This window comes from Rothia nasimurium, from assembly GCF_035916755.1.
In the GTDB taxonomy this organism is placed as follows: domain Bacteria; phylum Actinomycetota; class Actinomycetes; order Actinomycetales; family Micrococcaceae; genus Rothia.
This window is the reverse complement of record NZ_JAYWIX010000004.1, coordinates 15,873-42,423: the sequence shown is the minus strand read 5'-3', so window position 1 is coordinate 42,423 and position 26,551 is coordinate 15,873. Positions and strand designations below refer to the sequence as shown.

Sequence of the window (26,551 nt, the reverse complement as noted above, 5' to 3'; positions counted from 1 at the left end):
GTTCTGCTGTTTTTAGGAATAGTCCTTCCGCATACGCAGGCCGCGCGGGGTGGCGTAGAAACCAGCGGCCAGCAGGGCCCTTCGCAGTACAAGTACAGGGTGTGCGCCAGCCTCACCCGATGCATCCGGTTGGTCGGGTGCGGGTGGTGGCGGCGTGGGAGAGCTCAGCACATCCACCCCGCCAGCGGTCTCAATAACGATTTTGTCGGCTACTCCGGCGCGCACCAGCTGGCCAATCAGGGGCGCGGACGCCTCCACCCGGTCGGCTCGGTCGGTAAAGGGCAGTAGGGTTTTGCCGCCGCGTTCCAGGTAGAGGGTGAGCTCCCCGTCGACCAGGATGACGACGGCCCCGGCCTTGCGCCCTGGCTTGTGCTTGATGGGGGTGCGGTTGCTGTCCCAGGCCACGGGGGTGGGCCAGGGCAGGGCGGCCCCATAGGGGTTAGCCGGGTCGGTGGCAGCGAGCAGGGTGACCGAGTGGCGGGTGCGGCGCACCGGGGTGTAGGCGGACGCGCCGGGTGCGGCGCCTTGCCCCTCCTCGTCTGCGGCGGTGGTGTCGTCCGCCGCCCGGAGTCTATCGACGGTGGAGGAGGTCGAGAACTGGGCAGCGCCCAGGCCCTCTATGAAGTAGCCACGGCGGGCCAGGCCCTTTTCTTCGGCGGCAGACAGCACCCGGTAGACCCCGGCAAAGCCGCCGGGGGTATCCTCAACGGCCACGGCCCCGCGGGTGAGCACCCCGTAGCGGTCCATGAGCAGTTCGGCGCGGGCGGCAGCTGCCACGATGGCGTCGAGTGGTTCGGCCTCGATACGGGCCCAGCGTCCGCCGTCGATAGGGGCGACCTGGGCTGATACCGCAGGGGCCCGGCCTACGCCCACCCCCAGGCGGGAAGCCGAGAGGCGGGAGGCCCCGCGTCGCATTCCCACGGAGCGGGCCCGGGGGGCGGGGGCGGCCACCTTGTGGGCCGATGCCCTGCCCGAGATCAGGGCCCGTACCGGGGCGAAGGTGTCGCCGGTGACTAGCCCGGCCCAGACCAGGTTCCAGAGGGCGGTTGAAATCTCCTGGGCGTTCGGGGGCGTGTTACCCAGCGAGGTGGCCAGGGCGGCGAGCTGGGTCTGAATCTGGCTGAAGAAGAGCCCGCCGGTCAGCAGCTCGTAGATGGTGTTTTCGAGGGCGCCCAGGGCTGCGAGCGCCTCGGCTCGTTCTACCGCATCGGGCAGGGTCAGGGCCGCGCTCTCACCCAGGTGTAGGGCGATCCAGCCGTCGTCCCCGGCGAGCTGGCCGGCGCCCGTCCAGATGACGTCCCCGGCGCTCATGGCTGAGTCGAGCAGGGCGGGGGTGTAGTCGCTGATGCGGGCCTTGAGAATCAGAGGTTCGAGGGCAGAGGCGGGCACCCGCACCCCGGCGAGCTGGTCGATCACGGTGAGTAGGCCGTCGTAGCCGCTGAGCATGGCGTTTTCGTCGCGGCGGACGCTGATGGACTGGGCCGGTGCCCCGAAGGTGCCGGGGGCGGCGGTGGTTTCGGTGACCTGCCAGGAGCCCACGTGCTGCCAGGGCGGCAGGAAACGGGCGTATGTGCCGGGGGTAACGGGTTCGACGTCGGCGCGCAGGGCTGCCAGGGAGCGGGAGCGCAGGGTGCGCAGGACGGCGGCGTCCACCCACTCAGTTCCGGCTAGGTAGGCGGGGTCGGTGGAGCCGGTGCGGGCGGCGGCTAGCTCAGCGCGGAGCTCTTCGGGCAGGAACTCACCAGAGATAACCCGCCGATCTGCTGCCAGGGTACGCAGGGCGGTATCGACCACCGAGACACCCAGGGAGAGGGCGGCAGCTGCCTGGGCAACGGTAAAGGGGGCATGGGTCCGGGCATAGCGGGCGACCATGTCAACCAGGGGAGCCTCGACCGGCTCTAGGAAGGCCAGGGGGACCCCAATCGGCAGGGGCACACCCAGGGCGTCACGCAGACGAGCGGCGTCCTCAATGGCAGCATACAGTTCCCGCCCGTGCAGGCGGAAGCGCAGGGCCCGCCCGGCTTTCACCAGGGCCTCAAGGTGGTCAGTGGCTTCGGCTTCGGTCAGGACGCGCTCACCCGGCTGACCTGCCTCGGTATCAGGAGCAGGGGGAGCGGCGTCCTGCTCCAGGAGCACCCGCAGGCGCTGGGCAGCCTCGGCAGCGGTGAGCGGGCCGAGCAGGCGCAGTAGGTCGACAGCGCCTTCGACCCCGCGCAGGCGGTAGCCCGTAGCGGTGCGCTGCAAGCGGGCCTCGGTGGAACGGATGACCTCAACATCGAGCAGTTCGCGCAGCTCGTCCTTGCCGAGTAGCTCAGCCAGCAGGGCCGGGTCCAGCGCCAGGGCAGCTGCCCGGCGCTCAGCCAGGGGGGAATCCCCGTCGTAGAGGAACTGGGCGACATAGCCAAAGAGTAGGGTGCGGGCGAAGGGGGAGGGGGTTTCGGTTTCTACCTCGCTGATCCGTACCTTTTTGGCCTCGAGGTCCTTGTGCAGGGCGGTCAGGGCCGGTAGGTCGTAGACGTCCTGCAGGCACTCACGGGCAGTTTCTAGCAACAGGGGGAAGGTGGGGTACTTACGGGCCACATCCAGTAGCTGGGCGGAGCGCTGGCGCTGCTGCCACAGGGGAGTGCGGCGGCCCGGGTCCTTGCGGGGTAGCAGCAGGGCGCGGGCGGCGTTCTCGCGGAAGCGGGAGGCAAAGAGGGCAGAGTTGCCCACCCGTTCGGTTACGATGTCTTCGAGCTCGGCCGGGTAAAAGATGAAGAGGTCAGCCCCGGGCGGTTCTGCCTCCATAGCGGGGATGCGCAGCACGATACCGTCGTCAGCGGCCATAGCTGAGGCATTGACCCCGTAGCGTTCCTGAACCCGCGCCCCCACAGCCAGGGCCCAGGGGGAGTGAACGGGCATACCCAGGGGCGAATGCAGAATCAGACGCCAGTCCCCCAGCTCATCACGGAAGCGCTCGACCAGCAGGTGCTTCTCGCTGGGCACCTGGCCGGTCGCCTCTGCCTGCTCTGCCACGTAGGCCAGCAGATTATCAGCGGCCCACTGATCCAGACCAAGGCCGCGCAGGCGGGCGTGGGCGGCACCGGCGTCCTTACTGTTCTCAAGGGCCAGCTCCCGGGTGAAGGCTCCTAAAGCTCGCCCCAAATCGACAGGACGGCCCGGCGAATCCCCGTGCCAGAAGGGCAGGCGACCGGGTACCCCGGGGGCGGGGGTCACGGTTACCCGATCATGAGTGATGTCCTCAATCCGCCAGGACGAAGCACCCAGGGCAATGACGTCCCCGGCCCGGGACTCATAGACCATCTCCTCATCCAGTTCACCCACCCGCTTGGGAGCCTTAGAATCCTCAGCCCCGGCAATGAAGACCGGGAAGAGGCCGCGGTCAGGAATCGTGCCGCCGGAGGTCACCGCCAGGCGCTGGGCCCCGGGGCGGCCCTCAATCGTCCCGGCGTCCCGGTCCCAGACAATGCGGGGGCGCAGCTCGGCAAACTCGTCCGAGGGGTACTTACCGGCCAGCAAATCCAGGGTCGCCTCAAAGGCCGCCCGGGGCAGGGTAGCAAAGGGGGCCGTTGCCCGCAGGGCCTCAAACCAAGCCTCCACACTAATTGGGCCCAGGGCACAGGCGGCTACGGTTTGCTGGGCCAAAATATCCAGGGGATTAGCGGGAATGGCCAGGGGCTCAATTTGCCCGGCCAGCATACGCTGCACGGTCACTGTGGCGTTCAGCAGGTCGCCCCGGTGCTTGGGGTAGAGGTAGCCGCGCGAGACCTCCCCCACCTGGTGGCCAGCACGGCCCACCCGCTGCAGGCCAGAGGCAACCGAGTGCGGGGCCTCCACCTGAATCACCAGATCCACATGGCCCATATCAATACCCAGTTCCAGGGAACTGGTGGCCACCACGCACCGCAGCTGCCCCGACTTCAGAGCCTCTTCAATCAGGGTGCGCTGGTCCTTGGAAACCGACCCGTGGTGGGCCCGCGCCAGCACCGGCGGCGCCCCAGCAGCCGCCGCCGAACCCCCCATCACCTGGGCAGGGGGCTGGGTAGAGAAGGGCAAGGACGCACCCGCCTCCGGTAGGCGCCCATCGTCGGCTTCCAGCCGGGCAGGGGCGTCCTTGGCTAGAGCCTCAGCCAGTACATCTGCCAGGGCCTTCGGCTCCCCGCCGGTAGAAGCGTAGGTGCGGGCACCGGTGGAGGCGCTTGCGGTCACCTCACCCAGCTCCCCGCGGGCCTCTAGACGGCCCAGGTAAATCTCGTTGAGGCGGGCCGTCAGTTTTTCCGCCAGCCCGCGCGAGTTAGCAAAGACAATGGTGGAGCGATTGGCCACCACCAGATCCACAATGCGCTCTTCCACATGCGGCCAGATGGAGGCCTGGTAGCCGTTGAGGTTCGGGGTTTCGCTCCCGGCGCCTGAGCCCGGGGCGGACGCCGCCACCTGCACCTCTTCGATGGTGAGGGCGGGCTGGGTTCGGGTCTGTACCTGGGGTGCAGACTCTGCTTCCTCACCGGGGAAAACACCCACAGCGTCCCACAGGGCCTGCTCGGCACTTGCCTGCGCAGTGCCTGCCTGCTCACTGCCCACCTGACTACCGGGTGTGCGCGCAGGCAGGGGCTTGTCAAAGTAGTCAGATGAGGGCTCATCTGACTGGGAGCCCAGGGCAGGGCCTGCCACCGGGCGGATGCCCAGGGCATCGGCCACGGTTACCCCCTGAGGCAGGGACTCCGCCAGCCGCACAGAGACTTCCGGCCGGGTGCCAGCGTCCGCCAGGGTATCTGCCTGCACAGCGCCGTCATCGAAAGCACGGTCCTCGAACTCAGTGGCGTCCAGAGAGCGGATCTGGGAGCGGGTACGCCCGGCGAGCTTATCCAGGTAGGCACCTGAACCGTTGGCCTCCCCGGTCTGCGTCACGTTTGCTGGCTGGCCCCCGCCAGCGTGCTGACTCCGGCCCCCAATGTCGTTGTTACCTTCACCGTAGGCATTGGGCCCGCCCAGGGCCGTCATGTCGGGCACTGGTACCGAAAGGGTCAGCTCCCACTCCTTGGTCGAGGACGGGCGCACAATCTGCACCGGCACACTGCCGCCCAAAAAGCGGGCGACGGTTTCAACCGGCTCCACGGTTGCCGACAGGCCCACCCGCTGGGCGGGGGTCTCAAGAATCTGGTCCAGGCGTTCTAGGGTCACCGCCAGGTGGGCACCACGCTTGGTACCGGCAACCGCGTGCACCTCATCGATAATGACCGTGTGCACCTTGGTCAGGGTTGAGCGGGCCTTAGAGGTCAGCATCAAAAAGAGGGATTCAGGGGTGGTGATCAGAATATCTGGCGGGTTAGAAATCAGCTGGCGGCGTTCCTTAGCCGGGGTATCACCGCTGCGCACACCCACCCGAACCTGCGGGGGCTCTACCCCCAGCTGCCGGGCTGTCTGGGCAATGCCGATCAGGGGAGCGCGCAGGTTGCGCTCAACATCCACGCCCAGGGCCTTGAGGGGGGAAATATAGAGGACGCGGGTGCCCCCGCCCCCGTGACTCTCAAAGTGCAGGCGGTCCAGGGCCCACAGAAAGGCCGAAAGGGTTTTACCCGACCCGGTCGGCGCCACAATCAGGGCATGATGGCCCGCCGAAATTGCCTCCCAGGCTCCAGCCTGGGCAGCGGTAGGTGCAGAAAAAGCCCCCTCAAACCAGCGGCGGGTGGGGGCCGAGAAAAAACTCAGGGCACGGGAGGTAACGGGTTCTGCCATAGCCCCATTATCCCCTTAAAAACAAACGGGCCGGGCGCACCGGGTAACCTGGAAGGCAGCCCGGCGCACCCGGCCTTGAGAGCACGGAGGCCCGCCGCTTAGCTAGGGGGTAGCCCCCACCGCGCCTACTGAAAGCTGGGCGACAGAGGTATTAGAGCAGGCTTCCGCCGCAAAGTTCAGTACCAGAGCCTGGGAAGCTCCAGGAGCCTGCACCGAGTAGCCCGCAGCAGAAACACTCTGGCAGGCATCCCCGTAGAGCTGGGCCCGGGTCTCACGCAGGGTAGCGGTCAGGGAGTCACCGGGGGCAAGCACGCCACCCGAGGACGACCACTCAGTAGCGTTTGCAGCTGCCGCCCCCACCTGCTGGCCAGCGGCGTTCACGTAGTGCACAGCGGGGTAGCCGCTCATGGTGCAGTTGGCGTCCCCGGTATTGGTAAAGGTTAGGGTGATATAGCGCGACCCCGCTGCGCCACCGCCCTGAGCTACCGCGGCCTCAATATAGAGCTGGTCGTAGTCGCAGACGGCTACCCCGGCAGCCGAACTGGCGAACTGGCTACCGCTCGCGGCAGGGTTCGGGGCGCTCGCGGTGGGTTCTACGGTGATAACGGTGCCGGTGGGCACCGGTTCTGGGTCAGCGGAGGTGCTGGGGGCCGGGGTGACCTCTTGCACGGTGGGTGTCCGGGTGGTTGCCACGGGGGTGGGCGCGGCGCTCGTGGCTGAGACCGTCGGTGAGGGGGGCACCGGTGCGGACGAGGTCGTAGCAGCCGGACTGCTCACGGTGCTTTCTGCGGTGGTGGTGCCGGTAGTGGCGCTACCGCAGGCGGTGAGGGCCGTGAGCAGGCTGAGGGCAGCGAGGGGGAGAAGGGGGATACGTGCTTTCATGCAGCCTACATTCCGGGCTGTAGGGTGACGCTTGCCCCGTCCATTCCCTCGGTGTATTCGGTCTGGCAGCTCAGACGGGAGCACTCGTTGGCGATGTCGTCAATCATGTCGAGCAGGTCTTCCTCTGCTTCTTCGCGGGGCAGGGTCGCTTCGATGTGCTCGGGGTCGATGAAGGCGTGGCAGGTGGCGCAGGAAGCGTTACCACCGCAGGTTGCCAGCACGGGGAAGCCTGCTGCGAGGACGGCCTCAAGCATGGTCTGGTGGGGTTCCCAGGTGACGTCCTTGGTGGTGCCGTTTTCGTCAGTGACCGTGATGTTTACGCTCAATGTGTTCTCCGTGTGCTGGGCAGCTGTGAGGCTGCGGGTCTAGGGTCTGTCCCTATTTTATGGGGGCAGGCGCGCCTATCCCCGCTTTTTGTGGTTAAAACTACGGTGAGCGGACGTCGGCCGCCAGCTTGGCAACGGGGTGTTACGCTGGGAGGCAGCTGGGGGAGGGCAAGAAAAAACCGGCCCCCGAAGGAGGCCGGTTTTTATCAGTGGTGCGCCCGAAGGGATTCGAACCCCCAACCTTCTGATCCGTAGTCAGATGCTCTATCCGTTGAGCTACAGGCGCATCATGCGTTGACCGGCTGCGTCAGCCCGTCGCGGCAACAGGTAATACATTACGCAGGTTTGCACGGCTGTGCAAATCGAAAATGCGTGACCCTGCTCTCAAAAGGGGTGAATCTGGGGTGAAAACCGCGTAAATATGCGGAAAAGAGGGGTTGAAGAAAGTTGAAAAAGTTTGCCCGGGTCCGCATTCTGTTGGCCAGACCACAGGTCAAGAGGACTGTAACGAAATATTTACGTACTAATGAGGACAAACCGGGGCGAGCTATGTACTCTGGAAACACACGATGAAGTGAAAGTGCACCGCACGACGCGTTTATTCATTGATATGGGTGGCGCGTTTTTCTGTTTCTACCCGCCTGCGGGCTAGTGGCAGGGCGGGGTACTCGCACCTGAACAACACAGTGGAGTGTTTCAGGTCAACGATTTATAAGGGGAAGCGTCAGATGACTGACATTTCAATCGACAACGTAACCGCACAGGCGCCCACCACTCACGCAGAGCTGCTGCAGTGGGTTGCTGATATTGCCCAGATGACCCAGCCTGATCGTATCTACTGGGCCGACGGCTCACAGGAAGAATACGACCGCCTGGCCGGTGAACTGGTCGAGGCTGGTACTTTCCGCAAGCTCAGTGACCATGAGTTCCCGAACTCCTACGTTGCCTTCTCAGACCCCGACGATGTGGCTCGTGTAGAGGAGCGCACCTTTATCTGCTCCGCCACCGAAGAGGGAGCTGGCCCCACCAACAACTGGCGTGACCCCGCCGAGATGAAGGCCACCCTGACCGAGCTCTTCACCGGGTCTATGCGCGGCCGCACCATGTACGTCATTCCTTTCGTCATGGGCTCACTCGATGCCACCAACCCCAAGTTCGGCGTCGAAATCACCGACTCAGCCTACGTGGTGACCTCCATGCGCATCATGGCGACCATCGGTGCCGATGTGCTGAAGAAGATGACCGAAACCGAGGCCTTCTTCGTCAAAGCCCTGCACTCGGTCGGTGCCCCCCTCGAGGCTGGACAGGCGGACGTCCCCTGGCCCTGCAACCCCGAAAAGTACATTGTGCAGTTCCCCGAGGACCGCGAAATCTGGTCCTTCGGCTCCGGCTACGGTGGCAACGCCCTGCTGGGTAAGAAGTGCTACGCCCTGCGTATCGCCTCAGCTATGGGCCACGACGAGGGCTGGATGGCCGAGCACATGCTGGTGCTCAAGATGACCAACCCCGAGGGTGAGAGCAAGTACATCTCGGCAGCCTTCCCCTCAGCCTGTGGCAAGACCAACTTCGCCATGATGGACCCCACCATTGACGGCTGGAAGGCTGAAATGGTCGGCGACGACATCGCCTGGATCGAATTCCGCGACGGAAAGCCCTTCGTGGTCAACCCCGAGGCAGGCCTCTTCGGCGTAGCCCCGGGCACCGGCTGGTCCACCAACCCCAATGCCATGCGCGCCATTGCCAAGGGCAACACCATCTTTACCAACGTGGCCCTCACCGACGATAACTCTGTCTGGTGGGAGGGTAAGACCGACGAGGTGCCCGAGCATCTGATTGACTGGCAGGGCAATGACTGGACGCCTGAATCTGGCCGTCCTGCTGCCCACCCCAACTCCCGCTTCTGCACCCCCATCTCCCAGGCCGACATGCTGGCTGAAGAGTACTACGCACCGGACGGCGTGCCCCTTTCTGCCATCATCTTCGGTGGCCGCCGCAAGACCACTGTGCCGCTGGTCGCTGAAGCTTCCAGCTGGGAGCAGGGTGTTTTCCGCGGTGTGACCCTCTCATCCGAGACCACCGCCGCCGCCAAGGGCGCTGTGGGCGTGGTTCGCCGCGACCCCATGGCCATGCTGCCCTTCATTGGCTACAACGCCGGTGACTACATCCAGCACTGGATTGACCTGGGCAAGAAGCACGGCGAAGAGAACATGCCCAAGATTTACTACGTCAACTGGTTCCGTCGTACCCCCGACGGTGGTTTCGCCTGGCCTGGCTTTGGCGAGAACTCACGCGTGGTCAAATGGATCTTCGACCGCCTGGACGGCAAGGCTGACGGCCAAGAAACCTTCCTCGGCGTGGTGCCCGGAAAGAGCGACCTCGACCTCACCGGCCTCGATATCAGTGACACCGAACTCACCGCTGCCCTGGCCATCAACAAGGACGAGTGGGCCCAGGAGCTGCCCGGAATCGACGAATGGCTGGCCTTCCTCGGTGACAAGGTACCCGCTGAAATTCACGCCCAGCGCGATGCCCTAGCCGCTGAACTGAACTAGGGAGCGTGCCCCGCAGGCTGCGGCGGGCGTCCTTGCAACCGAAAGTAAAATAGCGACACGGTTATGGAGGTGACCTATGCGAAAAACTTTTCGTACAGGTCACCTCCTTATCGTGTAGGCAGATAGGCGGACGGCCCCAAAGAGTGGACGTAAAGCCGACTTAATATTCTGTAGAATGCTTAAGAACGGCTGAATTTTGTGTAGCCCTGCTGTGTTTCCCCCACAAAGCTCATCGACTAGCCACCGGCCTACCACAGAGCTTTTTGCACGGCGTCCCGGGCGCATCACTCGCATGTTGGAAGGAAAGAACAGAGTGGGAAATCTGCTGAGTGTCAAGAACCTCACCAAGAACCACGAGCACCTCCGTGCCCTCAAGGGCGTGAATCTAGAGGTAGCTGCCGGTGAGATTGTAGGTCTTCTCGGCGAAAACGGCGCAGGAAAGTCAACCTTCCTGTCGATTCTGGGCGGCTGGGACCGTCCCGGTGGCGGCACCATCACGCTGGACGGCGAAAAGTACGCCCCCCACACCCCCGAAGAAGCTCTTGAAGCCGGTGTCGGCTCAATCCGCCAGAAGTTCAAGGTGGACCCCGAACTCACCGTTGCCCAGGCTATCTTCCGCTCTACCGAGCACGCCGGTGACGACGAAGAAGCCCTGGTCGCCCGCGCCCAGGAACTGATTTCAGAGATCGGCCTGGCGGTAGACCCCCGCGCCAAGATGGGCGACCTGGTCCGTGCCGAGCAGGCCCTGGTTGAGGTTGTACGCATGGAAGCCGAGAACACCCGCCTGGTACTCATGGACGAAGTCGCCGCAACCTTCAACGACTACGAGATTTACCAGCTGCACGAGGTGACCCGTAAGCTGGCCGCCGAAGGCCGCGCGGTTATCTACATCACCCACCGCATCGACGAGATTCGCTCCCTGGCCAACCGCGCCGTCATCCTCTCTGAGGGCACCATCAACACCGAAATTAACCCCGGTACGATGACCGCAGAAGAAATCGCCTTTAAGATGTTCAACCGCGAAATCGAGATGGGTGGACGCCCCGACGAGTTTGCTGGTGAGGACACCAAATTGGTGATTGAGAACCTGACTAGCGCCAAGGGCTCTCTCAACAACGTCACCTTCTCGGTAGACCGTGGTGAAATCTTTGGCCTGACCGGCCTGCGTCGCTCAGGTATCAACGAGGTTGCCGCTGCCCTGGTTGGTGTGGACGAGACCGCCAAGTTCGGCACCCTCAAGATTAACGGCGAGGACGCCACCATCAGCTCCCCCGAGGATTCTGTGGCCTGCGGCATCGGCTACCTGTCAGATAATGACGACGAGCTGGGTCTGGCTAACGAACGCTCCATCGCTAAGACCCTGATGGAAAATGCCGGCCTCAAGGAAAGCCCCGAAGGCTTCCTGCACGAGGTTTCCGCCCTGCGTGAGGTAGCTGAGCAGATCCAGAAGCTGCGTATCAAGACCACCAACATTCAGGGCGAAGTTGGCAAGCTCTCGGGCGGTGACCAGCAGAAGGTCGCCCTGGCCCGCTGGATGACCACCGACTGCGAGATTTTGATTCTCAACCACCCCACCCGCGGCATCGACGTGAGCGCCAAGAGCGAGATTTACAAGATGCTGACCGAGCTGACCGAGAAGGGTACCTCTATCATCCTGATCGGTTCAGACATGTCTGAGCTCATTGGCCTGTGCAACCGCATCGCCGTAATGCGTTCGGGCGCGCTGGTCTCAATCCAGCAGAACAAAGCCGCAACCGAAGACACCCTCATGGGTGAGGCCCTGGGCGAAGACCTGGTCTAGCCGCCCACCGGCGTCCTAACGCTACAAAGAACCCCGGCAGGTTACCTGCCGGGGTTCTTGAGCTATGAGGCTTGAGAAACTGCCTCTACCTGTGACTTACAGGGAGATGCGGCCTGAGATGGCGTTCAGCTTGTGACGAGCTAGAGCCAGGTTAGCGGTGTTGCGGTCCAGCACCAGGTAAACGAAGAGGCCTGAGGTCTCTGAAGCGTTCAGAACGTTGATCAGGTGGTACTGGGAAGACAGGGTAATCATGATGTCTTCGATGTTGCCGTTCAGACCCAGATCGTTCATGGTCTTGAGCTTGGCACGTACTACGTTGGAGTTACCAGCTGCAGCAACGGTCAGGTCGAAGCCGGGTGAACCGCCGGAGGCCAGAGCCATGCCGGAGGAGATGTCAACGAGAGCTGCACCGGTTGCGCCTTCAATGGACAGGAGTTCCTGGATGGAGGTATCAAGCTGTGACAAGATAGTTCCTTATGTCTAGTTCTGCACCGGCACGCTACGGGGGAGTGGCCGGTGAAGAGACGGTGGGTGCGGTCAGCGTGACCCTTGTCTTCAGCTAGTGTGTGATGACTGGGTGTGTGCGCCCGCGAGTGTTTACAGTATCAATACTACTCTCACCCGACCCCTAACTGCTACAGGTGAGCGGGCAGGTGTGCCGTGTGAAACTCCTTGCAGATAAGGGCACTGTGCTTGTCAACGGTGTAAAGGCGGGGGAAAATTAAGACCTTCAGATGAACAAAGGTTGAACCGTGAACCTTTTTGGCTGTACCGTGAGAGAGAAAGCTTCGCCCTCGCCCATACGATTCAAGGAGTTGGCCCGTGCGTCTTACCGCATTTTCTGACGTGTCGCTGCGCGTCCTGATGCTGCTATCGGGTCTTCACGGTGAGCAGATATCTACCCAGAAGATCGCTGAAGGTGTGGGTACTCCTTACAACCATGTGGCGAAGTCAGTGGCCTTTTTGGCCAACATAGGCCTGGTGGAGTCCACCCGCGGACGCACCGGCGGGGTACGCCTGTCAGAGGCCGGCGCCCGCGCCACGGTAGGGCAGGTGCTTCGTGCCTCTGAAGGCGATATTCCCATGGTGGAGTGCGAGGGCGGAGCGAACGAATGCCCCATGCGCCATTCCTGTTCCCTGAAAAAAATTCTGGCGAACGCCCGCGAAGAATTCTTCAAAATGCTCGACCCGGTCGTTATTTCTGAGCTGCCCAACGAGCAGCAGATGGGCCCGGTTTTCTTAGAACTGGGTCTTGGCCCCCTGGCCCAGACAAAAAAGCTGCCCCAGGCATCCTTTGCCTCATAAGCCATAACAGTGCCGCTCCCGTGCGCGATGTACGGAGCGGTTCTTTTTTCTCCCAAAACTAGCATTCAGTATGCTAAATTGATGGTGGTTTAACAACACTCTGTCACCAAGGAGGAGCCGTGCTCTCAGCCAAGTCCCGCCCCGTCATCGAGGCAACCCTGCCCGTGATCGCCGAGCGAATCAACGACATCACCCCCGACTTCTACCAGCGCATGTTCGCTGCTCGCCCCGACCTGCTCGATGGCATGTTCTCCCGCTCATCACAGCTCGAAGGCACCCAGCCTAAGGCCCTAGCCGGCTCCATCGCGGTCTTTGCCTCCTACATCCTGGCCAACCCCGACAAGTACCCCGACGAGGTACTCTCCCGCGTCGCCCACAAGCACGCCTCTCTGGGCCTGCGCGAAGAGGAATACCCCACCGTCTACAAATACCTCTTCGAGGCTATCGCTGCTAACCTGGGCGACATCCTGACCCCCGAAATCGCAGAAGCCTGGACCGAGGTCTACTGGCTCATGGCCGACGCTCTCATCAAGCTCGAAAAGGGCCTCTACGCCTCCCAGGCCAACAACGTCATGTTCGCCCCCTTCCGCCTGGTTGAGCGCAAGGAAACCGGCGAGAATGTGCTCGACCTTATCTTCGAGCCCGCCAACGCCGTTGCCATGACCGACGCCATTGCCGGCCAGTACGTTTCTATCGTCACCAAGGCTAAGGACGGCCTGCGCCAGGCCCGCCAGTTCACCCTGCTACCCGCCGAGAAGAACCAGCGCCGCGTCGCTATTAAGCTCGACACCGCCGGCGAAATGACCCCTATCCTGCACGAGCTACAGGTCGGCGCTATCGTTGAGGTCTCAAACCCCTACGGCGACGTCACCCTGGGCGGCTTCGGCGACGACGACTCCCAGCCCCTCTACCTCTTCTCAGCCGGTATCGGCGTCACCCCCATGATTGCCTTCCTCTCGGAGCTGGCAGCAACCGGCTCCAAGCGCGAGGTTGTCGTGGTGCACGCTGACCGCTCATTCACCACCTGGCCCCTGCGCGATGAGATGACCGCCTACGTTGAGATGCTCGAAAACGGCCGCCTGGTCTCCTTTATCGAGGCGGACGGCGAGGGCAACTTCGAGGGCCGCGTCAACGTGGCTGAGCTGAACGTGCCCGCTAACGCCTCTGCCTACCTGTGCGGCCCCCTGCCCTTCATGCAGGGTGTGCGTGATCAACTGATTGAGGCTGGCCTGCCCGGCACCAACATCCAGTACGAGATTTTCGGTCCCGACCAGTGGATGCTACACGACCAGGCCCGCGCCTAGAAACAGTAGTAGTACTTTCTTATAGCTCAAAGCCGCCCTGGGATTCTACCATGCGTAGAATCCCAGGGCGGCTTGTGACAGCATGAGGCTTTGAGAGAGGCTAGCAGACGGTAATGCTGATAGATCCCGTCACTAAATGCTGATAGGCCCGTAGCTGCCTTCGATGAGCTGCCCGTCAACCTGCACAGAGTTATCAACATAGAACCTGTCGCTTGTCCGCATGCCCGTGCCGCTTATGAAGCTGAAAGACGGTAGGCAAGTAGAACCTGCGGTCGCGGTAACGGGCCCACTGTAGACAGTGGTGTAGGCGTAGTAGGTTATTCCCCCTATCGTCCTGTTTGCCTTACTGGTATCACGAGTTAGCGGAGTCCAACCATTGGAACCATATGGGCCAGCTGAGAATACCAGGTTTGAAAGAGCCAAGTAGAAGGTGGCCGTATAATTGGTGACAGTCTGCCCTTGGCGGGTATCGAGGAGGCACATGGAGCTACCACCGGGGGTTGCTACGCTACGCCCTCCACTGTAGGTGTAGATTTTGTAGGTTCGAGTGTTATCGATCCTGGAGCCAGCACTCTCCCAGTGGGCGTTGTAGCTTATAAAAGCACCAGGGTTGAGGCGGGGAGGTTGAGTAGATGCCGCATAGGAGGGAATTGTAGAGGTCGCAAGAACAGCTGGTGCGGCCCAGGCAGCTCCCTTGATAAGGGTGCGACGGTTGGAGTTAGTGGTAGCCATAGTTTCCTTCTAAAGATGCCGAGTGAAGAGTGATGGAAATAATTCGAGTGTATCAGAAAACCTTTATCTCTAGTTCTAGAGATTAATCACTTTTCGTTGATGATTTTAAGAATCTGGTCGCGCACGCGCTCCATGGTGGCCTGGTCGGGGGCCTCAAGGTTCAGGCGCAGGAAGGGCTCGGTGTTGGAGGGGCGCAGGTTAGCCCACCAGCCCTCAGTCTTGTGCTCGAAGGTTGTGCCGTCCATGTCGGATACCTCAACAGTGTCGCCGAAGTACTCTGCAACGCGGGCGATAGCACCGGCCTTGTCGTCCAGCTCAGAGTTGATTTCGCCGGAGGGAACGTAGGGGGAGTAGGCAGCGCCCAGCTCGGAGAGAGGTTGCTCGCCCTCACCCAGGGCGGCCAGAACGTGCATGGCAGCCAGCATGCCGGTGTCGGCGTTGAAGAAGTCCTTGAAGTAGTAGTGAGCGGAGTGCTCGCCACCGAAAACGCCAGATTCTTCAGCCATAACAGCCTTGATGAAGGAGTGACCCACGCGGGTCTTGATAGCGCGGCCGTCCAGCTTCTCAACCAGCTCAGGCACAGCCTTGGAGGTAATCAGGTTGTAGATAATCACGGGCTCGTCGTTGCCTTCAGCCTTGGCGCGGGCAATCTCGCGCTCAGCTACCAGGGCGGTGATAGCGGACGGAGTGACGGGCTCGCCCTTCTCATCGATAACGAAGCAGCGGTCGGCATCGCCATCGAAAGCCAGGCCGATATCTGCACCGTGCTCAACAACAGCCTTCTGCAGGTCTACCAGGTTGGCAGGCTCCAGAGGGTTGGCAGGGTGGTTGGGGAAGGTGCCATCCAGCTCGAAGTAGAGGGGCACGATTTCCAGGGGCAGGCCGGGCAGAATAGCGTCGCCCAGAACTGCGGGAGTGGTCAGACCACCCATGCCGTTACCGGCGTCCACAACAACCTTGAGGGGACGGATGTCTGAGAGGTCTACCAGGTTACGCAGGTACTCGGCGTAGGCCTTGAGAACGTCCTTCTCAGAAGCAGAACCGGGAGTCTCAACGGCGGGAATTTCACCCTCGTTCAGGTACTTCTGGGCTAGGTCACGAATATCGAAGAGACCGGACTCTGATGAGAGGGGAACAGCGCCCGCCTTAGACATCTTCATGCCGTTGTACTCGGCAGGGTTGTGGGAGGCAGTGAAGGTGACACCGGCAGCGTTCTCAACGCCACAGGCGAAGTAGAGCTCGTCGGTAGAAATCAGGCCGATGTTGATAACATTGGCGCCGCGGGCGGTGGCGCCCTCAGTGAAAGCGGCCATGAACTCGGGGCCTGAGGGGCGCATGTCAGCGCCGACCAGGACGTCCTGACCTGCCAGACCGAGAACGTCTACGAAAGCTGCGCCGGTTGCGCGAACGGTCTCAGCGGTGATGGTTTCGCCCACGATGCCGCGAACATCGTAAGCCTTAAAAGATGCGGTTAAATCAATAGTATTCACAAGAGTAAGTCTAGTTGCCCTGTGACCTGTTTAAACAGTCTCCAGGCAGATTCCTGGTGTGATTTATGGCCATAAACACCAGCTTTCTGGGCTATAAACTGGCCCGAGGCGGGGCTGGAGCATGGTTTGATGGTGCCTATGGGTGAACTTTTTTCTTTAGATAATTCGATTCAGAACTACGCCTGGGGCTCCTATGAGACGCTGGCCCGCATGCGCGGTGTGCCCGCCCCCACCGAACAGCCGGAGGCTGAGCTGTGGGTGGGCGCGCACGCGTCCGCTCCCTCCGTGGCTCACGTGGACGGCGGCGCCTTCCCGCTCGATGCCCTGGTGGGTGAGCAGCCTGCCCGCTTCCTCAACCCGCAGCGCACCAGCGACACCTTCCCCTTCCTCTTTAAGATTCTGGCGATTGAATCTCCCCTGTCGATTCAGGTGCACCCCACCGACGAGCAGGCCCAGGCCGGTTTTGACGACGAAAACGCCCGTGGTATTGCCCTCGATGACCCGGCCCGTAACTACAAGGACCGATTCTCTAAGCCCGAAACCGTCATCGCTCTGTCGCCCATGCGCATCCTGACCGGCGTGCGCGAGTTTTCAGAGCTGCGCGCTATTGCCGAGCACTTCTCCCTGCCCTGGCTCACTGGGGCCCTGGGCTCGGCTAAGACTGCCAAGGAGCTACTCACCGTTATTATCCGCATGCCACAGGACGCCGCCGCGGCAGCTGTCGAGCAGACCGTTGCGTCCGCGCGCGCCTGGGTAGCCAAGAACGGTGAAGTTCCCGGTAGCGAGTCAACCGCCGCCGGTGTTGCCGAGCTGGTAACCCTGATTGACAGTAAGTACCCCGGCGACCGTGGCCTGCTGGTCGCCCTGGTGATGAACCTGGTCTACCTTGCCCCCGGCGACTCTGCCTACACCCCCGATGGTCAGGTGCACGCCTACGTCTCGGGTACCGCTATTGAGCTGATGAACCCCTCAGACAACGTCATGCGCGCCGGTCTTACCCCCAAGCACATCGATGAGGAAGAGCTTATCAAGATCCTAGGCGAGGGCCAGGGCGCACCTGTCATCCAGCGTCCTACCCCCACCAGCGAGAAGGCCGCCGAGTACTCCATGTGGGACGAACGCCTCTCTGTCACCCACCTGGTCGTCGAAGAGGGCGAAACCATCACTCTGCCCCTAGCCGGTGTAGCTACTGCCCTGTGTGCGGGCGGCACCGTTGTGGTCAGCGATGAGGTCAAGACCTTCACCCTGACCGGCACCCAGTCGGTCATGTACGTGGGCGAACCCACCGAAGTGACCGTCACCGGCGCCGGCGAACTCTACATCGCAGCCCAGCGCTAAGGGTGGACGGACGCCACCGCGCGGCTTTTTCTTTGTTGTCTAGGCCACGTGCGCGGTGAGAACTGGGTAAAGTAGAAGGGACGAAAAAGCCCGCCCCGCTCCACACTCTGGGGGAGCGGGGCTACAAGTCCCACAAGGAAACTCCGTGAAAATTATTCTGACCGTCACCGGCCTTGACCACGAAGGCATCATCGCTGGCGTCACCACCAAGCTGGCTGAGCGCAAGGTCAATATCGAAAACGTCTCCCAGACCCTCATGCAGGGCTACTTCACCATGATCTTGCAGGGTAGCTTCGACGATTCTGCCCAGTCGATTACCGACCTGCAAGAGGCTATGAAGCCGGTGGAAGAAGAGCAGCGCGTGCAGATTCGTATTCAGTCTGACGCCATCTTCCAGGCCATGCACACCCTCTAGGAGTTACCGACTATGTTTAGCGACCGTTCCGGTAACATCCTTGAGACCTTGCAGATGATCAATGAAGATAAGCTTGATATCCGCACGGTCACCATGGGCATCTCTCTACTGGACTGTGCCGACTCTGACGGCGCGGTAGCCCGCCAGAAGATTTACGACAAGATCACCTCTCGTGCAGCCCGCCTGGTTGAGGTAGCTGAGGGCATTGAGGCTGAACTCGGCATTCCCATTATCAATAAGCGTATTTCGGTGACCCCGATTGCCCTGGTAGCGGGTGCCTCAAACGACGAGGACTATGTGGAGTTCGCCAAGACCCTGGACGCCGCTGCCAAGGCCGTGGGCGTTAACTTCATCGGTGGCTTCACCGCCCTGGTTGATAAGGGCGCTACCCCGGCTGACGAGAAGCTCATGCGCTCTATCCCTCGGGCCCTGAACGAAACCGATGTGGTTTGTGCGTCGGTGAATATCGGCTCGTCCCGTGCCGGTATCAACATGACCGCCGTGCGCACCATGGGCGAGGTTATCCGCGAGACCGCTGAGGGCTCCGCTGAAGCCCACGGCTTTGGCTGCTCCAAGCTGGTGGTTTTTGCCAACGCTGTATCTGACAACCCCTTCATGGCAGGTGCCTTCCACGGGGTGCAGGAGGCCGACACCGTTATCTCAGTGGGCGTCTCTGGCCCCGGCGTGGTCAAGCGTGCCCTGGAGAAGGTGCGCGGGGCGTCCTTCGACGACTGTGCTGAAGCTATTAAGAAGGCGGCCTTTAAGATTACCCGTATGGGCCAGCTGGTGGGCACCCTGGCCGCTGAGCGCCTGGGCGTAGAGTTCGGCATCGTCGATCTCTCCCTGGCCCCCACCGCCGAGGTGGGCGACTCGGTAGCCCACGTGCTCGAAGAGATGGGGCTTGAATCGGTGGGCACCCACGGTACCGTTGCTGCCCTGGCACTGCTTAATGATGCGGTGAAAAAGGGCGGGCTCATGGCCTGCTCGCACGTGGGTGGCCTCTCGGGCTCCTTCATCCCGATTTCTGAGGATATCGGCATGATTGAGGCCGCTGCCGCCGGCAAGATTACCCTGGATAAGCTCGAAGCCATGACCGCGATTTGTTCCGTGGGCCTGGATATGGTGGCGATTCCCGGCGATACCTCGGCCGCGACCATTTCGGCCATGATTGCCGACGAAGCCGCGATCGGCGTCATGAACCACAAGACTACTGCTGTGCGCGTTATTCCGGCGATTGGGCTAGAGATTGGCGAGATGGTGGAGTTCGGTGGTCTGCTGGGCCGCGCCCCCGTCATGCCTGCCCATCCTGAGTCGGCTGAGGTCTTTGTGGCCCGTGGTGGCCGCATCCCCTCCCCGGTGCACGGCTTCCGCAACTAATCCCCCCCGTCCCTCCCCCCCCAAGAGGACCTGATTTTCAAAAAGGGACCGCATATTATGCGGTCCCTTTTTGGTTTTGCGGTCCCCTTGCAGGCTAGGGAACCGGGCGCGGACGCAGGGTGCGCGGCACCGTCACGTAGGGCAGGGGCTAGGCGACGAAGCTGGTCATCATGGCTTCGAAGGCCAGGCGGGCGCTGGCGTTGGTGCGGATGCGGCGGCGGGTGGTAGCTACCGTATCGAGGTGGGCTAGGGTGCGGTCAGGGCTGGTGCACTCGGCGTAGGCGTAGATGTCATCGGCTAGGTGGGCGTTGATGATGTCTGCCCCGGTGGAGAGCTGCACGGTGAGCACATCGCGGAAGACGGTTTGAATGTCGGTCAAGAACCGGTCGAGGGTATCGGTTTGAATGCGCTTGGCGCGGCGCTTTTGGTCTTCTTCGAGCTGGCGCACCTGGGCCCGGTGGGTGGGGGAGAGCTTCTCGCCGTCCTCATAGCCCAGGGCTGTGAGCAGGGCGGAGCGCTCGGCTTCGTTGCGGGCTTCGGCGTCCGCTTCGGCTTCTGCTTCGGCGATGGCGATGAGGTCGTCGGCGGCCTCCATGGCAGCGGCAATGGAACGCAGGGTGATGGGCATCTGCACCACTGTGCTGCGGCGTTTGCGGGCTTCGGGGTCGGTGGCTAGCTTGTGGGCTACCTCCAGATTGCCCTGGGCCAGGCGGGCAACAAAGTCTGCCTGGTGGGGCTCTAAGTTCTCCCCGCGGGCCTGCGCATCGGCAAGAAGTCGGGCGGCGACGTCCGCAACCGAGGGCAAACGCAGCTTGACCGGGCGGCAGCGGGAGCGGATGGTCACCAGGACGTCTGCGGGCGAGGGGGCAGTGAGCAGCCAGATGGTGTAGGGCGGGGGCTCCTCGATGGCTTTGAGTAGCACGTTGGAGGTGCGCTCGGGCATGCGGTCGGCGTCCTCAATGAGCATGACGCGCCAGCGCCCTACCGCGGGGCGGTCCTGGGCTTTGACCACGAAGTCGCGGGCCTCTTCGATGGTGATGGTGGTTTTTTCGGTGGTGAAGTGCAGGAAGTCGGCGTGGGAGCCGCTGAGCACTGTCTGGCAGGAGCGGCAGTGCCCGCAGCCCCGGGCAGCCGGGTCTGGTTGGTCGCAGAGCAGGGCGGCGGCGAAGGCTAGGGCAGCGGTGGAGCGGCCTGCCCCCGGAGGGCCGGTGAAGAGCCAGGCGTGGGTTGGTTTCTCTTCGGCGGCGGCGCGGGTGAGCTGGGCTCGTACATCGAGCTGACCGGTGAGGGTGTCAAAGACGCTCATGCGATACTCCCCAGGGCTGCTGCCAGCACATCCTTGTGGACGTCCTCGATGGGGCGGGCACCGTCAATGCGGGCGTACCGCTCGGGGCTGGCGTCGGCTAGCTGCTGGAAGGTGGAGTGTAGGGTGCGGTGGAAGGCGTCATCTGCTGATTCCATGCGGTCGGCGACGCCCCGGGCACCTGCGCGGGAGCGTCCTTCGGCTAGGGGCACATCGAGCAGAATAGTGGTGTCGGGCAGCAGGTTAGAGGTAGCCCAGCGGCTGAGGTTCACCACGGTCTCAATGCCAAGGCCGCGTCCTGCCCCCTGGTAGGCGGCTGAAGAATCAATGTAGCGGTCGCAGAGCACCACCTGCCCGGCTTCAAGGGCGGGGCGAATCTTCTGGTGGGCGTGGGCTGCACGGGAGGCAGCAAAGATGAGGGCCTCGGTGTGGGGGTCAATCTCGCCGTTGCCGTGCTCAAGAACCAGGGCGCGGAGTTTCTCACCGATATCGGTTCCGCCGGGTTCGCGGGTGACCAGCACCGAGTAGCCGTGTTCGGTTAGGGCGTCGGCCAGGAGTTTAATCTGGGTGGTTTTGCCCGAGCCGTCCCCGCCCTCAAAGGCGATGAAGGTGCCGGGGTAGGGGCGGGCCGCGCTGCTCGCGTCCGCTGGGAGGGTATGGACGCCCGGGTCGGCTTCTGGGGTGTAAGAAAGTGCGTGGGTCACGGGTATAAGCCTATCAAGAGGTTTACCCATAAGAATTTTGGTAGGTTTGCGCTTGGCTATGAGGCTTATTCGTAAGGGTAGGTGGAGCAGGCTCACGCCAGCCCCGAGCGTGAGCCTGCGGAACCCCCTTATGAATAAGCCTCGATGTTACGTAGATTTTTTGAGAATGTGTTGACTTGTGGGTTTGCTGTTTTTGTTATTAGTTTGTGATGTAATAAGTTGACTAATTGCATTTGTCATGATTGCATTGGTGTAACACCAATCACCATAGTGAAGATGCTCTGGGGCGAAAGGAAGAACAATGACCCTCGTAAAGAAAATTTCAACTGGGCTTGCTGTTGCTTGTCTCGCCTTAGGTGCAACTTCGGGTGCTGGTAACCCAGCATTTGCTGATAACGGTGAAAGTGATTTTATTGCTGTTTACATAGCCCCAGATGGGAGTGAGTTAGTGTACAATCCCGAGAAAAATAATGAAACAGAGATATCACTTCGCAGTTTCAATCCTCAAGGTGAATTCTCTGGGCCAACATGGGCTGCCTGTGGAATAAAAGACCCGTCTGATAAGCTAGTTCATCAATACACTGCTGGTAGTACACCAATGGGTCCAGAATTCCTAAGGAAGCCAAATTTAAGATGTGGCAATGAGAAATTTGGTTACCGCCATATTAAATTAGAGCATAAGAATGACTGGAAAGCATTAGCAAATCGGGTAGGAGGGGACTGGAGGGATTTTGCCAGTTTTGCTATTCAATCATCTTTAGAGACTCCCCAGAAGGCATGCTTGGGAGATGAGAACGATATCAGGTATATTGGAATGATTGAGATTAGGCGCAGTAATGGTCTAGCTGGAGAGAAATACTACCCACGCGTTCCCGTTGGTAAAGACACAAATAATATCATTACCGCCTTTCCCCAGAAAGTATCTGCTGGTTGTCCATGATGAATACTGAAAAGTCTGTAGTTCTAATGTTGCGTAATATGGGAGCAAAGGAGGTAGGTTCTCCTCCAATAGAGATATTTCCAGAAGAGTCTGATGGTGCTAAATGGATCATAGATAACTCTGTTTCTGAGCTTGCTTCTTATGCAGATTCTTTAGAATCTGCAGGAATCGAAGCGGGCGTCGGTGGTAAGTACTGTCCTGGGGTTGCTCTTTTGAGCATTCACATTCAAGAAAAAATAGCTACTGCTTCTGCTGGCGTTGCTAAAAAGATAAAGATATATAACGGCAGAATTAAGGTACGTTGAAAATTTCATGCCGATTTTCTTCGTCTAGTTCTCTGCGGGCACGATAAGTACATTCTTTCACAGTCGAAACCGCAAGCTTAAAGTGCTTGGCTGTCTGAGTCCATGAGTGCCCTTCGTCGTCATGATAGGCGCGTATGGCTTCTCGCTCTTGGGCTTTTTCAGTCAGCCAGTCAGCACGGCTACGAGAAGTCCAACGTTGTGCAGTGCGTTCAGAAACACCTACACGTTGTGCAGCTTGTTTAGCCGTCTGACTTCCCCGCGAATAGCGAGCGTAGACGCTGGGGGGCAGTTCTTCAGTGCTCATAGAAACCATTTCCTTTCTCGTGCTTTAGTGGCTCTTACCTTCCCACTTTTCACTCCACCTTTACGGCCACGTGCTGACTGGATAGCCGTAAAAGTCGCTTCATAGACAGCTGGACCGTCGTTCCACAACCGAGATTCCGTGACAATCCACCGCACAATACTTGCCGCAATCTGCTGCGCTTCTCTCTCCGACAACGGAGGATACCGCTGAAATCCGGGCTATGTTGCATGCGCATCGTGAGATGCCTATGGAGTATCAGTGATGGGGTGATTGTTATGGGTAGTTGTAGCTTAGAGTGCTAGCGTTTATGAGGTTATTGGTTTGAAACCGGTGCCGGTAGTGCTATTGCAGAGCGGAGTAATAAGTGCCTTGCAGGGCGTTCTATGGATGAGCAGCAGGACGTGGTAGCGTGGCAAAGCCAGGGGGGTACACTCTTCTGCCTATAACCCAAGCGGTACTATAGCGAGGCTTATTCAAAAGTAGGCACACACCCCACACCCACCAACTAGACAACGGCCCCACCCACGGCAAAAATATGAGCGTTAAATCTCCACAAATAACCTCAAACCATACCGGACAAGACCGTTGCTACACCAGCGTACAACCGGCCTCACAGCCACACAATTCACCACACTACACACAGCCCTCACCCATCACCTCACCTGCTCAAAACCAGACGGAAGACCACCAGCGCTAACCCTCACCCAAGCCCTCAAAATCACCCTGCTCTACCACCGCCATAACCTCACCGAAGAACTCCTCGCAGAATTTTTTTACTGTCTCTCAAGCGACAGTCTCACGAGCTATCAACACCATCGAAAAGGCCCTGGAGAAAATTCTCACTCCACTGATTCAGCCTTTGAAAGAAAGCCTCAAAGCACCAGGATCTTTGGTCATCGATGGGACCCTGATACCCACGTGGAACTGGCGTTCACTCGGTAAAACAAATTTCTCTGGAAAGCATAAACGAGCCGGATTCAACCACCAAGTCATCTGCACCCTAGATGGCAGACTCTTAGCCATCACTGACCCACTGCCCGGAGCCAGGCATGATGCTCATGCCTTTAGAGACCATGGGTTAAATCAGCTGCTGGATTCCTCGACTGTGGCTGATAAGGGGTTATGTGGGTCTGGGGTTGGCTACCCCGGCCAGGCGTAAGCCGGGCCAACGGCTGAGCCGGGAGCAGAAGCGGAATAATCGGCTGCGGTCGGTGGTGGAGCGGGTTATCGCTCACATCAAGACTTGGCGGATTCTTCATACGGGGTTTAGGCGGCCGTTAGGGTTGTATGGGCGGGTGTTTTCGGTGGTGCGGGGGGTGGTGTTTTGGGTTGCGGGTGGGACTTTTGAATAAGCCTCATAGCCCTGGTGCCCCAGCACTATAACCCGGTACCTGGGCTCACAGTAGAAGAACATATCCGCTACGTTAGCTGGTTAGCATCAAACTCTGCCCTAGAGACGAACTCCCTAGTCCAAGAAGCTCTTGTGGCCACTCACCTGACAGAACTAGCAAACAGAAAAGCCACGGAACTCTCAGGCGGTGAGACCCAACGTCTGGCTATCGCAGGTGCCCTTGCTACCGGCGCTACAGTTCTACTCCTTGATGAACCCACAGCAGGCCTTGACCCCTCCCATAAGGACGGGATTAACCGGCTAATCTCTAGCATCGGGCAGGAGCGCATTGTCCTGGTGGCTACTCATGATCTCTACCAGCTCGACGAAATCTACCAGAACGTTCTTGCTTTGAGCCAGGGTCATCTGCAATTCTCGGGCAGTACCGCTGCCTTTCTCAAACCCTTTCAGGGCAGCCCGCAAGAGCAAGCCCTTGCAGCCTTTAATCACTTCATGGACCGGTAAACCATGCGGCCTATTTCCTTACGACTCTTCACAAGTCATCTGGCTTTTAAACTGCTTCCTGCTGCCCTGATTCTCAATGCCCTCTACATCCTGGTCTACAGTAACTCTGCCACCATTGTGGGTAATGCTGAATCCGCTGCCGGGCAGGCTTCGCTCCTACTCATCTTTTCAGCTGGTCTGACCTGCATGGCCTCCTGCTGGACCGGGGTTCAGCTGCGCCGTACTGAGCTAATCCATATGACGGCAGCGCGACCGAGCTGGCAGGTGATGGGGCTATGGCTGGCTCCTTCTTTTCTTGGTGGAGCGGCAGCCCAGGTGGCTGGGGTTTTAGGTTTGCTTGCCTTTTCAGGAGCGCTACCAAACACTCGATTTTCGTTGATTCTTTTGGCACAGTGCGCGGCTCTACTCGTTCATCTTGCCCTGGGCTACTGGCTGGGTAAATTGTTGCGCCCGGCTCTTGCCTACCCCCTAGCCCTGCTGGCAAGCTACCTCTGGTTAGCTTTTACCTGGACGCTGCCCATTACTTTCGTACGCTATCTTGCGGGCCCGGCTATGGTGATGTGCTGCTCGCCTGTAGAACATATAGACCCGGCTGCCCCCGTTGCGCTCATTGTTTTTTCTGTAGTAGTTGGTGGCAGTTTTCTGACCCTAGCTATTTGGCAGGGCGGACGCCGACTTATCAAGGTTGGATTAGCTATGGCAGCTCTTGCAGCGGGTGGGGGCGCTGGCTATACCGTGGCTGGTCACCTGGGCCCGGTCGCGACCTCTTATCTCGCTGACGGTGAGCTTGCCTGCGCCGCTCAGGAGCCAGAGGTCTGCGTGGGGAAGGTATCTTTGGCAAGGGGCGACTTACGGGAGCAGATTTCATCTGACTTTAAGAAACTGCAGGGTATAGGGCTACCCCAGGTGAGGCGGGCAGTCATCTACCGGGGTGAGAATACTCCGGCCCTGTACGAGGGAACGGCCTACATTGCCTACCCTCCAACCCTGACAGTAGATGAAGCCCATCGAATGGTTGCCTCTATCTACACCTCACCTTTAGACCGGTGTACCGGTGCCTTTCTGACAGAAGATAATCTTGAAGGTTTCAAACGGTATAGCGACTCCGCTGATTTTCTACAGGCTCGACTCACGGACTATCTTAGCGAGGACTCCTTTACCCCAGACCGTACTCAAGAAGAAGAAATCCGGGAACTCTATGCAGCTCTGAGTATCTGCTCCCTACCCGAGGGAACCTAGATGCGCTATTTTCTCAAATCCCGGTACGTGGTGCAGGTAGTTCTAGTGCTCTTATTTGTTTCAGGGCTTCTGGGCCTATGGCAGGGAACCCTCCTCTATCTTCCTCTACCTGATTTCATTCCGACCCTGGCTCGGTCTATACCTGCTGATGCTGTACTGGTAGCCTGCGCGGTCACAGCAATCGCTCTTGCCGCCTACCCCACGACCCGCATCTGGGAACAGGTGGCGCCGCGCGGCGTCCTCGCCTACTCCCACCTGTTGGCAGTTAGCCTGGGCCTCTTCGCCTGCCTGACCTTTAGTGCAGTCTGCCTCCGGGGACCAGCAAGCGGGCCGGTACTGGTGAAACTGCTAGGGCTACTAGGTTTAGTTTCGATACTCTACCGGCCCCTTGGGCCCTATGTGAGCCTTGTTCCTCCTAGCTTTCTTCTGCTGACCACTGTTTTTGCCCGCCGCCCAGGCGGAGATTTTGCCCCCTGGGCCTGGCTACTTGACGCTCACCCTAACCCTACCCAGGTTCTTTTAACCTGCGTCTTGGCCAGTCTTGTGGCGCTCGTGCTTCAGCGGTGGGGCCCTAAATGCCGGTAGCGCTAAGAGCCAGCCGCTCACTGGCGTCCGCCCCCGTGTGTCACCCTGTGACCTGCCC

The 26,551-nt window shown here is 60.5% G+C and carries 21 protein-coding genes and 1 tRNA gene; 12 read left to right on the top strand and 10 right to left on the bottom strand.

The features are described from left to right. Positions 1–12: 12 nt before the first annotated feature. The 4 genes from VSX42_RS05240 to VSX42_RS05225 all read right to left on the bottom strand — a co-directional run bounded on the left by VSX42_RS05240 (position 13) and on the right by VSX42_RS05225 (position 7,230). Complete coding sequence (locus VSX42_RS05240) at positions 13–5,736, bottom strand: DEAD/DEAH box helicase (protein WP_326503284.1); 5,724 nt, start codon at positions 5,734–5,736, stop codon at positions 13–15. Positions 5,737–5,838: 102 nt separating this feature from the next. Further along, positions 5,839–6,618: a DUF4232 domain-containing protein gene (locus VSX42_RS05235; protein WP_326503283.1), complete on the bottom strand. Its 780-nt coding sequence runs from the start codon at positions 6,616–6,618 to the stop codon at positions 5,839–5,841. 5 nt (positions 6,619–6,623) lie between these two features. Continuing rightward, positions 6,624–6,944 carry a 2Fe-2S iron-sulfur cluster-binding protein gene (locus tag VSX42_RS05230; protein WP_135013785.1) on the bottom strand — a complete coding sequence of 107 codons (321 nt, stop codon included), beginning with the start codon at positions 6,942–6,944 and terminating at the stop codon, positions 6,624–6,626. A 210-nt stretch (positions 6,945–7,154) separates the two neighbouring features. Further along, positions 7,155–7,230: transfer RNA gene (locus VSX42_RS05225), tRNA-Arg, on the bottom strand. A gap of 442 nt (positions 7,231–7,672) precedes the next feature. Between VSX42_RS05225 and VSX42_RS05220 the strand changes: the two genes are divergently transcribed. Both VSX42_RS05220 and VSX42_RS05215 read left to right on the top strand, forming a co-directional pair. Beyond that, a complete protein-coding gene (locus VSX42_RS05220; protein WP_326503282.1) occupies positions 7,673–9,496 on the top strand; it encodes a phosphoenolpyruvate carboxykinase (GTP) in 1,824 nt (607 codons plus the stop codon). A gap of 313 nt (positions 9,497–9,809) precedes the next feature. After that, a complete protein-coding gene (locus VSX42_RS05215) occupies positions 9,810–11,297 on the top strand; it encodes a sugar ABC transporter ATP-binding protein (RefSeq protein ID WP_326503281.1) in 1,488 nt (495 codons plus the stop codon). Positions 11,298–11,393: 96 nt separating this feature from the next. On the opposite strand, the gene VSX42_RS05210 is transcribed toward VSX42_RS05215, so the two are convergent. Then, positions 11,394–11,762, bottom strand: a complete 369-nt coding sequence (locus tag VSX42_RS05210) for a hypothetical protein (RefSeq protein ID WP_135013333.1) — start codon at positions 11,760–11,762, stop codon at positions 11,394–11,396. A 357-nt stretch (positions 11,763–12,119) separates the two neighbouring features. Between VSX42_RS05210 and VSX42_RS05205 the strand changes: the two genes are divergently transcribed. Together VSX42_RS05205 and VSX42_RS05200 are read left to right on the top strand one after the other, a co-directional pair. Then, a complete protein-coding gene (locus VSX42_RS05205; protein WP_326503280.1) occupies positions 12,120–12,602 on the top strand; it encodes an Rrf2 family transcriptional regulator in 483 nt (160 codons plus the stop codon). A 119-nt stretch (positions 12,603–12,721) separates the two neighbouring features. Continuing rightward, on the top strand, positions 12,722–13,906 hold the full coding sequence (locus tag VSX42_RS05200) for a globin domain-containing protein (protein WP_326503279.1): 1,185 nt from the start codon (positions 12,722–12,724) through the stop codon (positions 13,904–13,906). A 132-nt stretch (positions 13,907–14,038) separates the two neighbouring features. Here the strand turns inward: VSX42_RS05200 and VSX42_RS05195 are convergent, their stop codons facing one another. Beyond that, entirely contained in the window at positions 14,039–14,638 is a 600-nt protein-coding gene (locus tag VSX42_RS05195; RefSeq protein ID WP_326503278.1) for a hypothetical protein, read from the bottom strand. Between the two features lie 86 nt (positions 14,639–14,724). Further along, positions 14,725–16,128, bottom strand: a complete 1,404-nt coding sequence (locus VSX42_RS05190; RefSeq protein WP_326503277.1) for a phosphomannomutase/phosphoglucomutase — start codon at positions 16,126–16,128, stop codon at positions 14,725–14,727. Positions 16,129–16,266: 138 nt separating this feature from the next. On the opposite strand from VSX42_RS05190, the gene manA reads away from it, so the two are divergent. The 3 genes from manA (at position 16,267) to VSX42_RS05175 (ending at position 19,258) form a co-directional block, all read left to right on the top strand. Then, positions 16,267–17,466: a mannose-6-phosphate isomerase, class I gene (gene manA / locus VSX42_RS05185; RefSeq protein WP_326503276.1), complete on the top strand. Its 1,200-nt coding sequence runs from the start codon at positions 16,267–16,269 to the stop codon at positions 17,464–17,466. Positions 17,467–17,611: 145 nt separating this feature from the next. Continuing rightward, positions 17,612–17,881 (top strand): ACT domain-containing protein, encoded by a 270-nt coding sequence (locus VSX42_RS05180; RefSeq protein WP_237222984.1) that lies wholly within the window; start codon positions 17,612–17,614, stop codon positions 17,879–17,881. A 12-nt stretch (positions 17,882–17,893) separates the two neighbouring features. Beyond that, complete coding sequence (locus VSX42_RS05175; RefSeq protein ID WP_237186978.1) at positions 17,894–19,258, top strand: PFL family protein; 1,365 nt, start codon at positions 17,894–17,896, stop codon at positions 19,256–19,258. 148 nt (positions 19,259–19,406) lie between these two features. Here the strand turns inward: VSX42_RS05175 and VSX42_RS05170 are convergent, their stop codons facing one another. Both VSX42_RS05170 and tmk read right to left on the bottom strand, forming a co-directional pair. Then, positions 19,407–20,564, bottom strand: a complete 1,158-nt coding sequence (locus tag VSX42_RS05170; RefSeq protein WP_326503275.1) for a DNA polymerase III subunit delta' — start codon at positions 20,562–20,564, stop codon at positions 19,407–19,409. Further along, positions 20,561–21,265 carry a dTMP kinase gene (gene tmk, locus VSX42_RS05165; protein ID WP_418950772.1) on the bottom strand — a complete coding sequence of 235 codons (705 nt, stop codon included), beginning with the start codon at positions 21,263–21,265 and terminating at the stop codon, positions 20,561–20,563. The genes VSX42_RS05170 and tmk overlap by 4 nt, the downstream gene beginning before the upstream one ends. 301 nt (positions 21,266–21,566) lie before the next feature. On the opposite strand from tmk, the gene VSX42_RS05160 reads away from it, so the two are divergent. Then, positions 21,567–22,205, top strand: a complete 639-nt coding sequence (locus VSX42_RS05160; RefSeq protein ID WP_326503274.1) for a hypothetical protein — start codon at positions 21,567–21,569, stop codon at positions 22,203–22,205. Beyond that, a complete protein-coding gene (locus VSX42_RS05155) occupies positions 22,202–22,510 on the top strand; it encodes a hypothetical protein (protein ID WP_326503273.1) in 309 nt (102 codons plus the stop codon). The genes VSX42_RS05160 and VSX42_RS05155 overlap by 4 nt, the downstream gene beginning before the upstream one ends. Here the strand turns inward: VSX42_RS05155 and VSX42_RS05150 are convergent. Beyond that, positions 22,497–22,814, bottom strand: coding sequence for a hypothetical protein (locus VSX42_RS05150; protein ID WP_326503272.1), 318 nt, complete (start codon positions 22,812–22,814; stop codon positions 22,497–22,499). The genes VSX42_RS05155 and VSX42_RS05150 overlap by 14 nt on opposite strands. Before the next feature lie 859 nt (positions 22,815–23,673). Here VSX42_RS05150 and VSX42_RS10925 point away from each other — a divergent pair. The 3 genes from VSX42_RS10925 to VSX42_RS05140 all read left to right on the top strand — a co-directional run bounded on the left by VSX42_RS10925 (position 23,674) and on the right by VSX42_RS05140 (position 25,908). Then, positions 23,674–23,973 (top strand): transposase family protein, encoded by a 300-nt coding sequence (locus VSX42_RS10925; protein ID WP_418950771.1) that lies wholly within the window; start codon positions 23,674–23,676, stop codon positions 23,971–23,973. A 207-nt stretch (positions 23,974–24,180) separates the two neighbouring features. Continuing rightward, positions 24,181–24,669, top strand: coding sequence for an ATP-binding cassette domain-containing protein (locus tag VSX42_RS05145; RefSeq protein WP_326503271.1), 489 nt, complete (start codon positions 24,181–24,183; stop codon positions 24,667–24,669). Between the two features lie 3 nt (positions 24,670–24,672). Beyond that, entirely contained in the window at positions 24,673–25,908 is a 1,236-nt protein-coding gene (locus tag VSX42_RS05140) for a hypothetical protein (protein ID WP_326503270.1), read from the top strand. The last annotated feature ends 643 nt before the right edge of the window (positions 25,909–26,551 follow it).

What these genes read in the sequence shown, in the direction of transcription:
- VSX42_RS05170 (WP_326503275.1), bottom strand. Translation starts at nt 20,564, where the DNA reads ATGAGCGTCTTTGACACCCTCACCGGTCAGCTCGATGTACGAGCCCAG.
- VSX42_RS05220 (WP_326503282.1), top strand. Translation starts at nt 7,673, where the DNA reads ATGACTGACATTTCAATCGACAACGTAACCGCACAGGCGCCCACCACT.
- VSX42_RS05160 (WP_326503274.1), top strand. Translation starts at nt 21,567, where the DNA reads ATGACCCTCGTAAAGAAAATTTCAACTGGGCTTGCTGTTGCTTGTCTC.
- VSX42_RS05140 (WP_326503270.1), top strand. Translation starts at nt 24,673, where the DNA reads ATGCGGCCTATTTCCTTACGACTCTTCACAAGTCATCTGGCTTTTAAA.
- VSX42_RS05235 (WP_326503283.1), bottom strand. Translation starts at nt 6,618, where the DNA reads ATGAAAGCACGTATCCCCCTTCTCCCCCTCGCTGCCCTCAGCCTGCTC.
- VSX42_RS05195 (WP_326503278.1), bottom strand. Translation starts at nt 14,638, where the DNA reads ATGGCTACCACTAACTCCAACCGTCGCACCCTTATCAAGGGAGCTGCC.
- VSX42_RS05155 (WP_326503273.1), top strand. Translation starts at nt 22,202, where the DNA reads ATGATGAATACTGAAAAGTCTGTAGTTCTAATGTTGCGTAATATGGGA.
- VSX42_RS05150 (WP_326503272.1), bottom strand. Translation starts at nt 22,814, where the DNA reads ATGAGCACTGAAGAACTGCCCCCCAGCGTCTACGCTCGCTATTCGCGG.
- manA (WP_326503276.1), top strand. Translation starts at nt 16,267, where the DNA reads ATGGGTGAACTTTTTTCTTTAGATAATTCGATTCAGAACTACGCCTGG.
- VSX42_RS05175 (WP_237186978.1), top strand. Translation starts at nt 17,894, where the DNA reads ATGTTTAGCGACCGTTCCGGTAACATCCTTGAGACCTTGCAGATGATC.
- VSX42_RS05240 (WP_326503284.1), bottom strand. Translation starts at nt 5,736, where the DNA reads ATGGCAGAACCCGTTACCTCCCGTGCCCTGAGTTTTTTCTCGGCCCCC.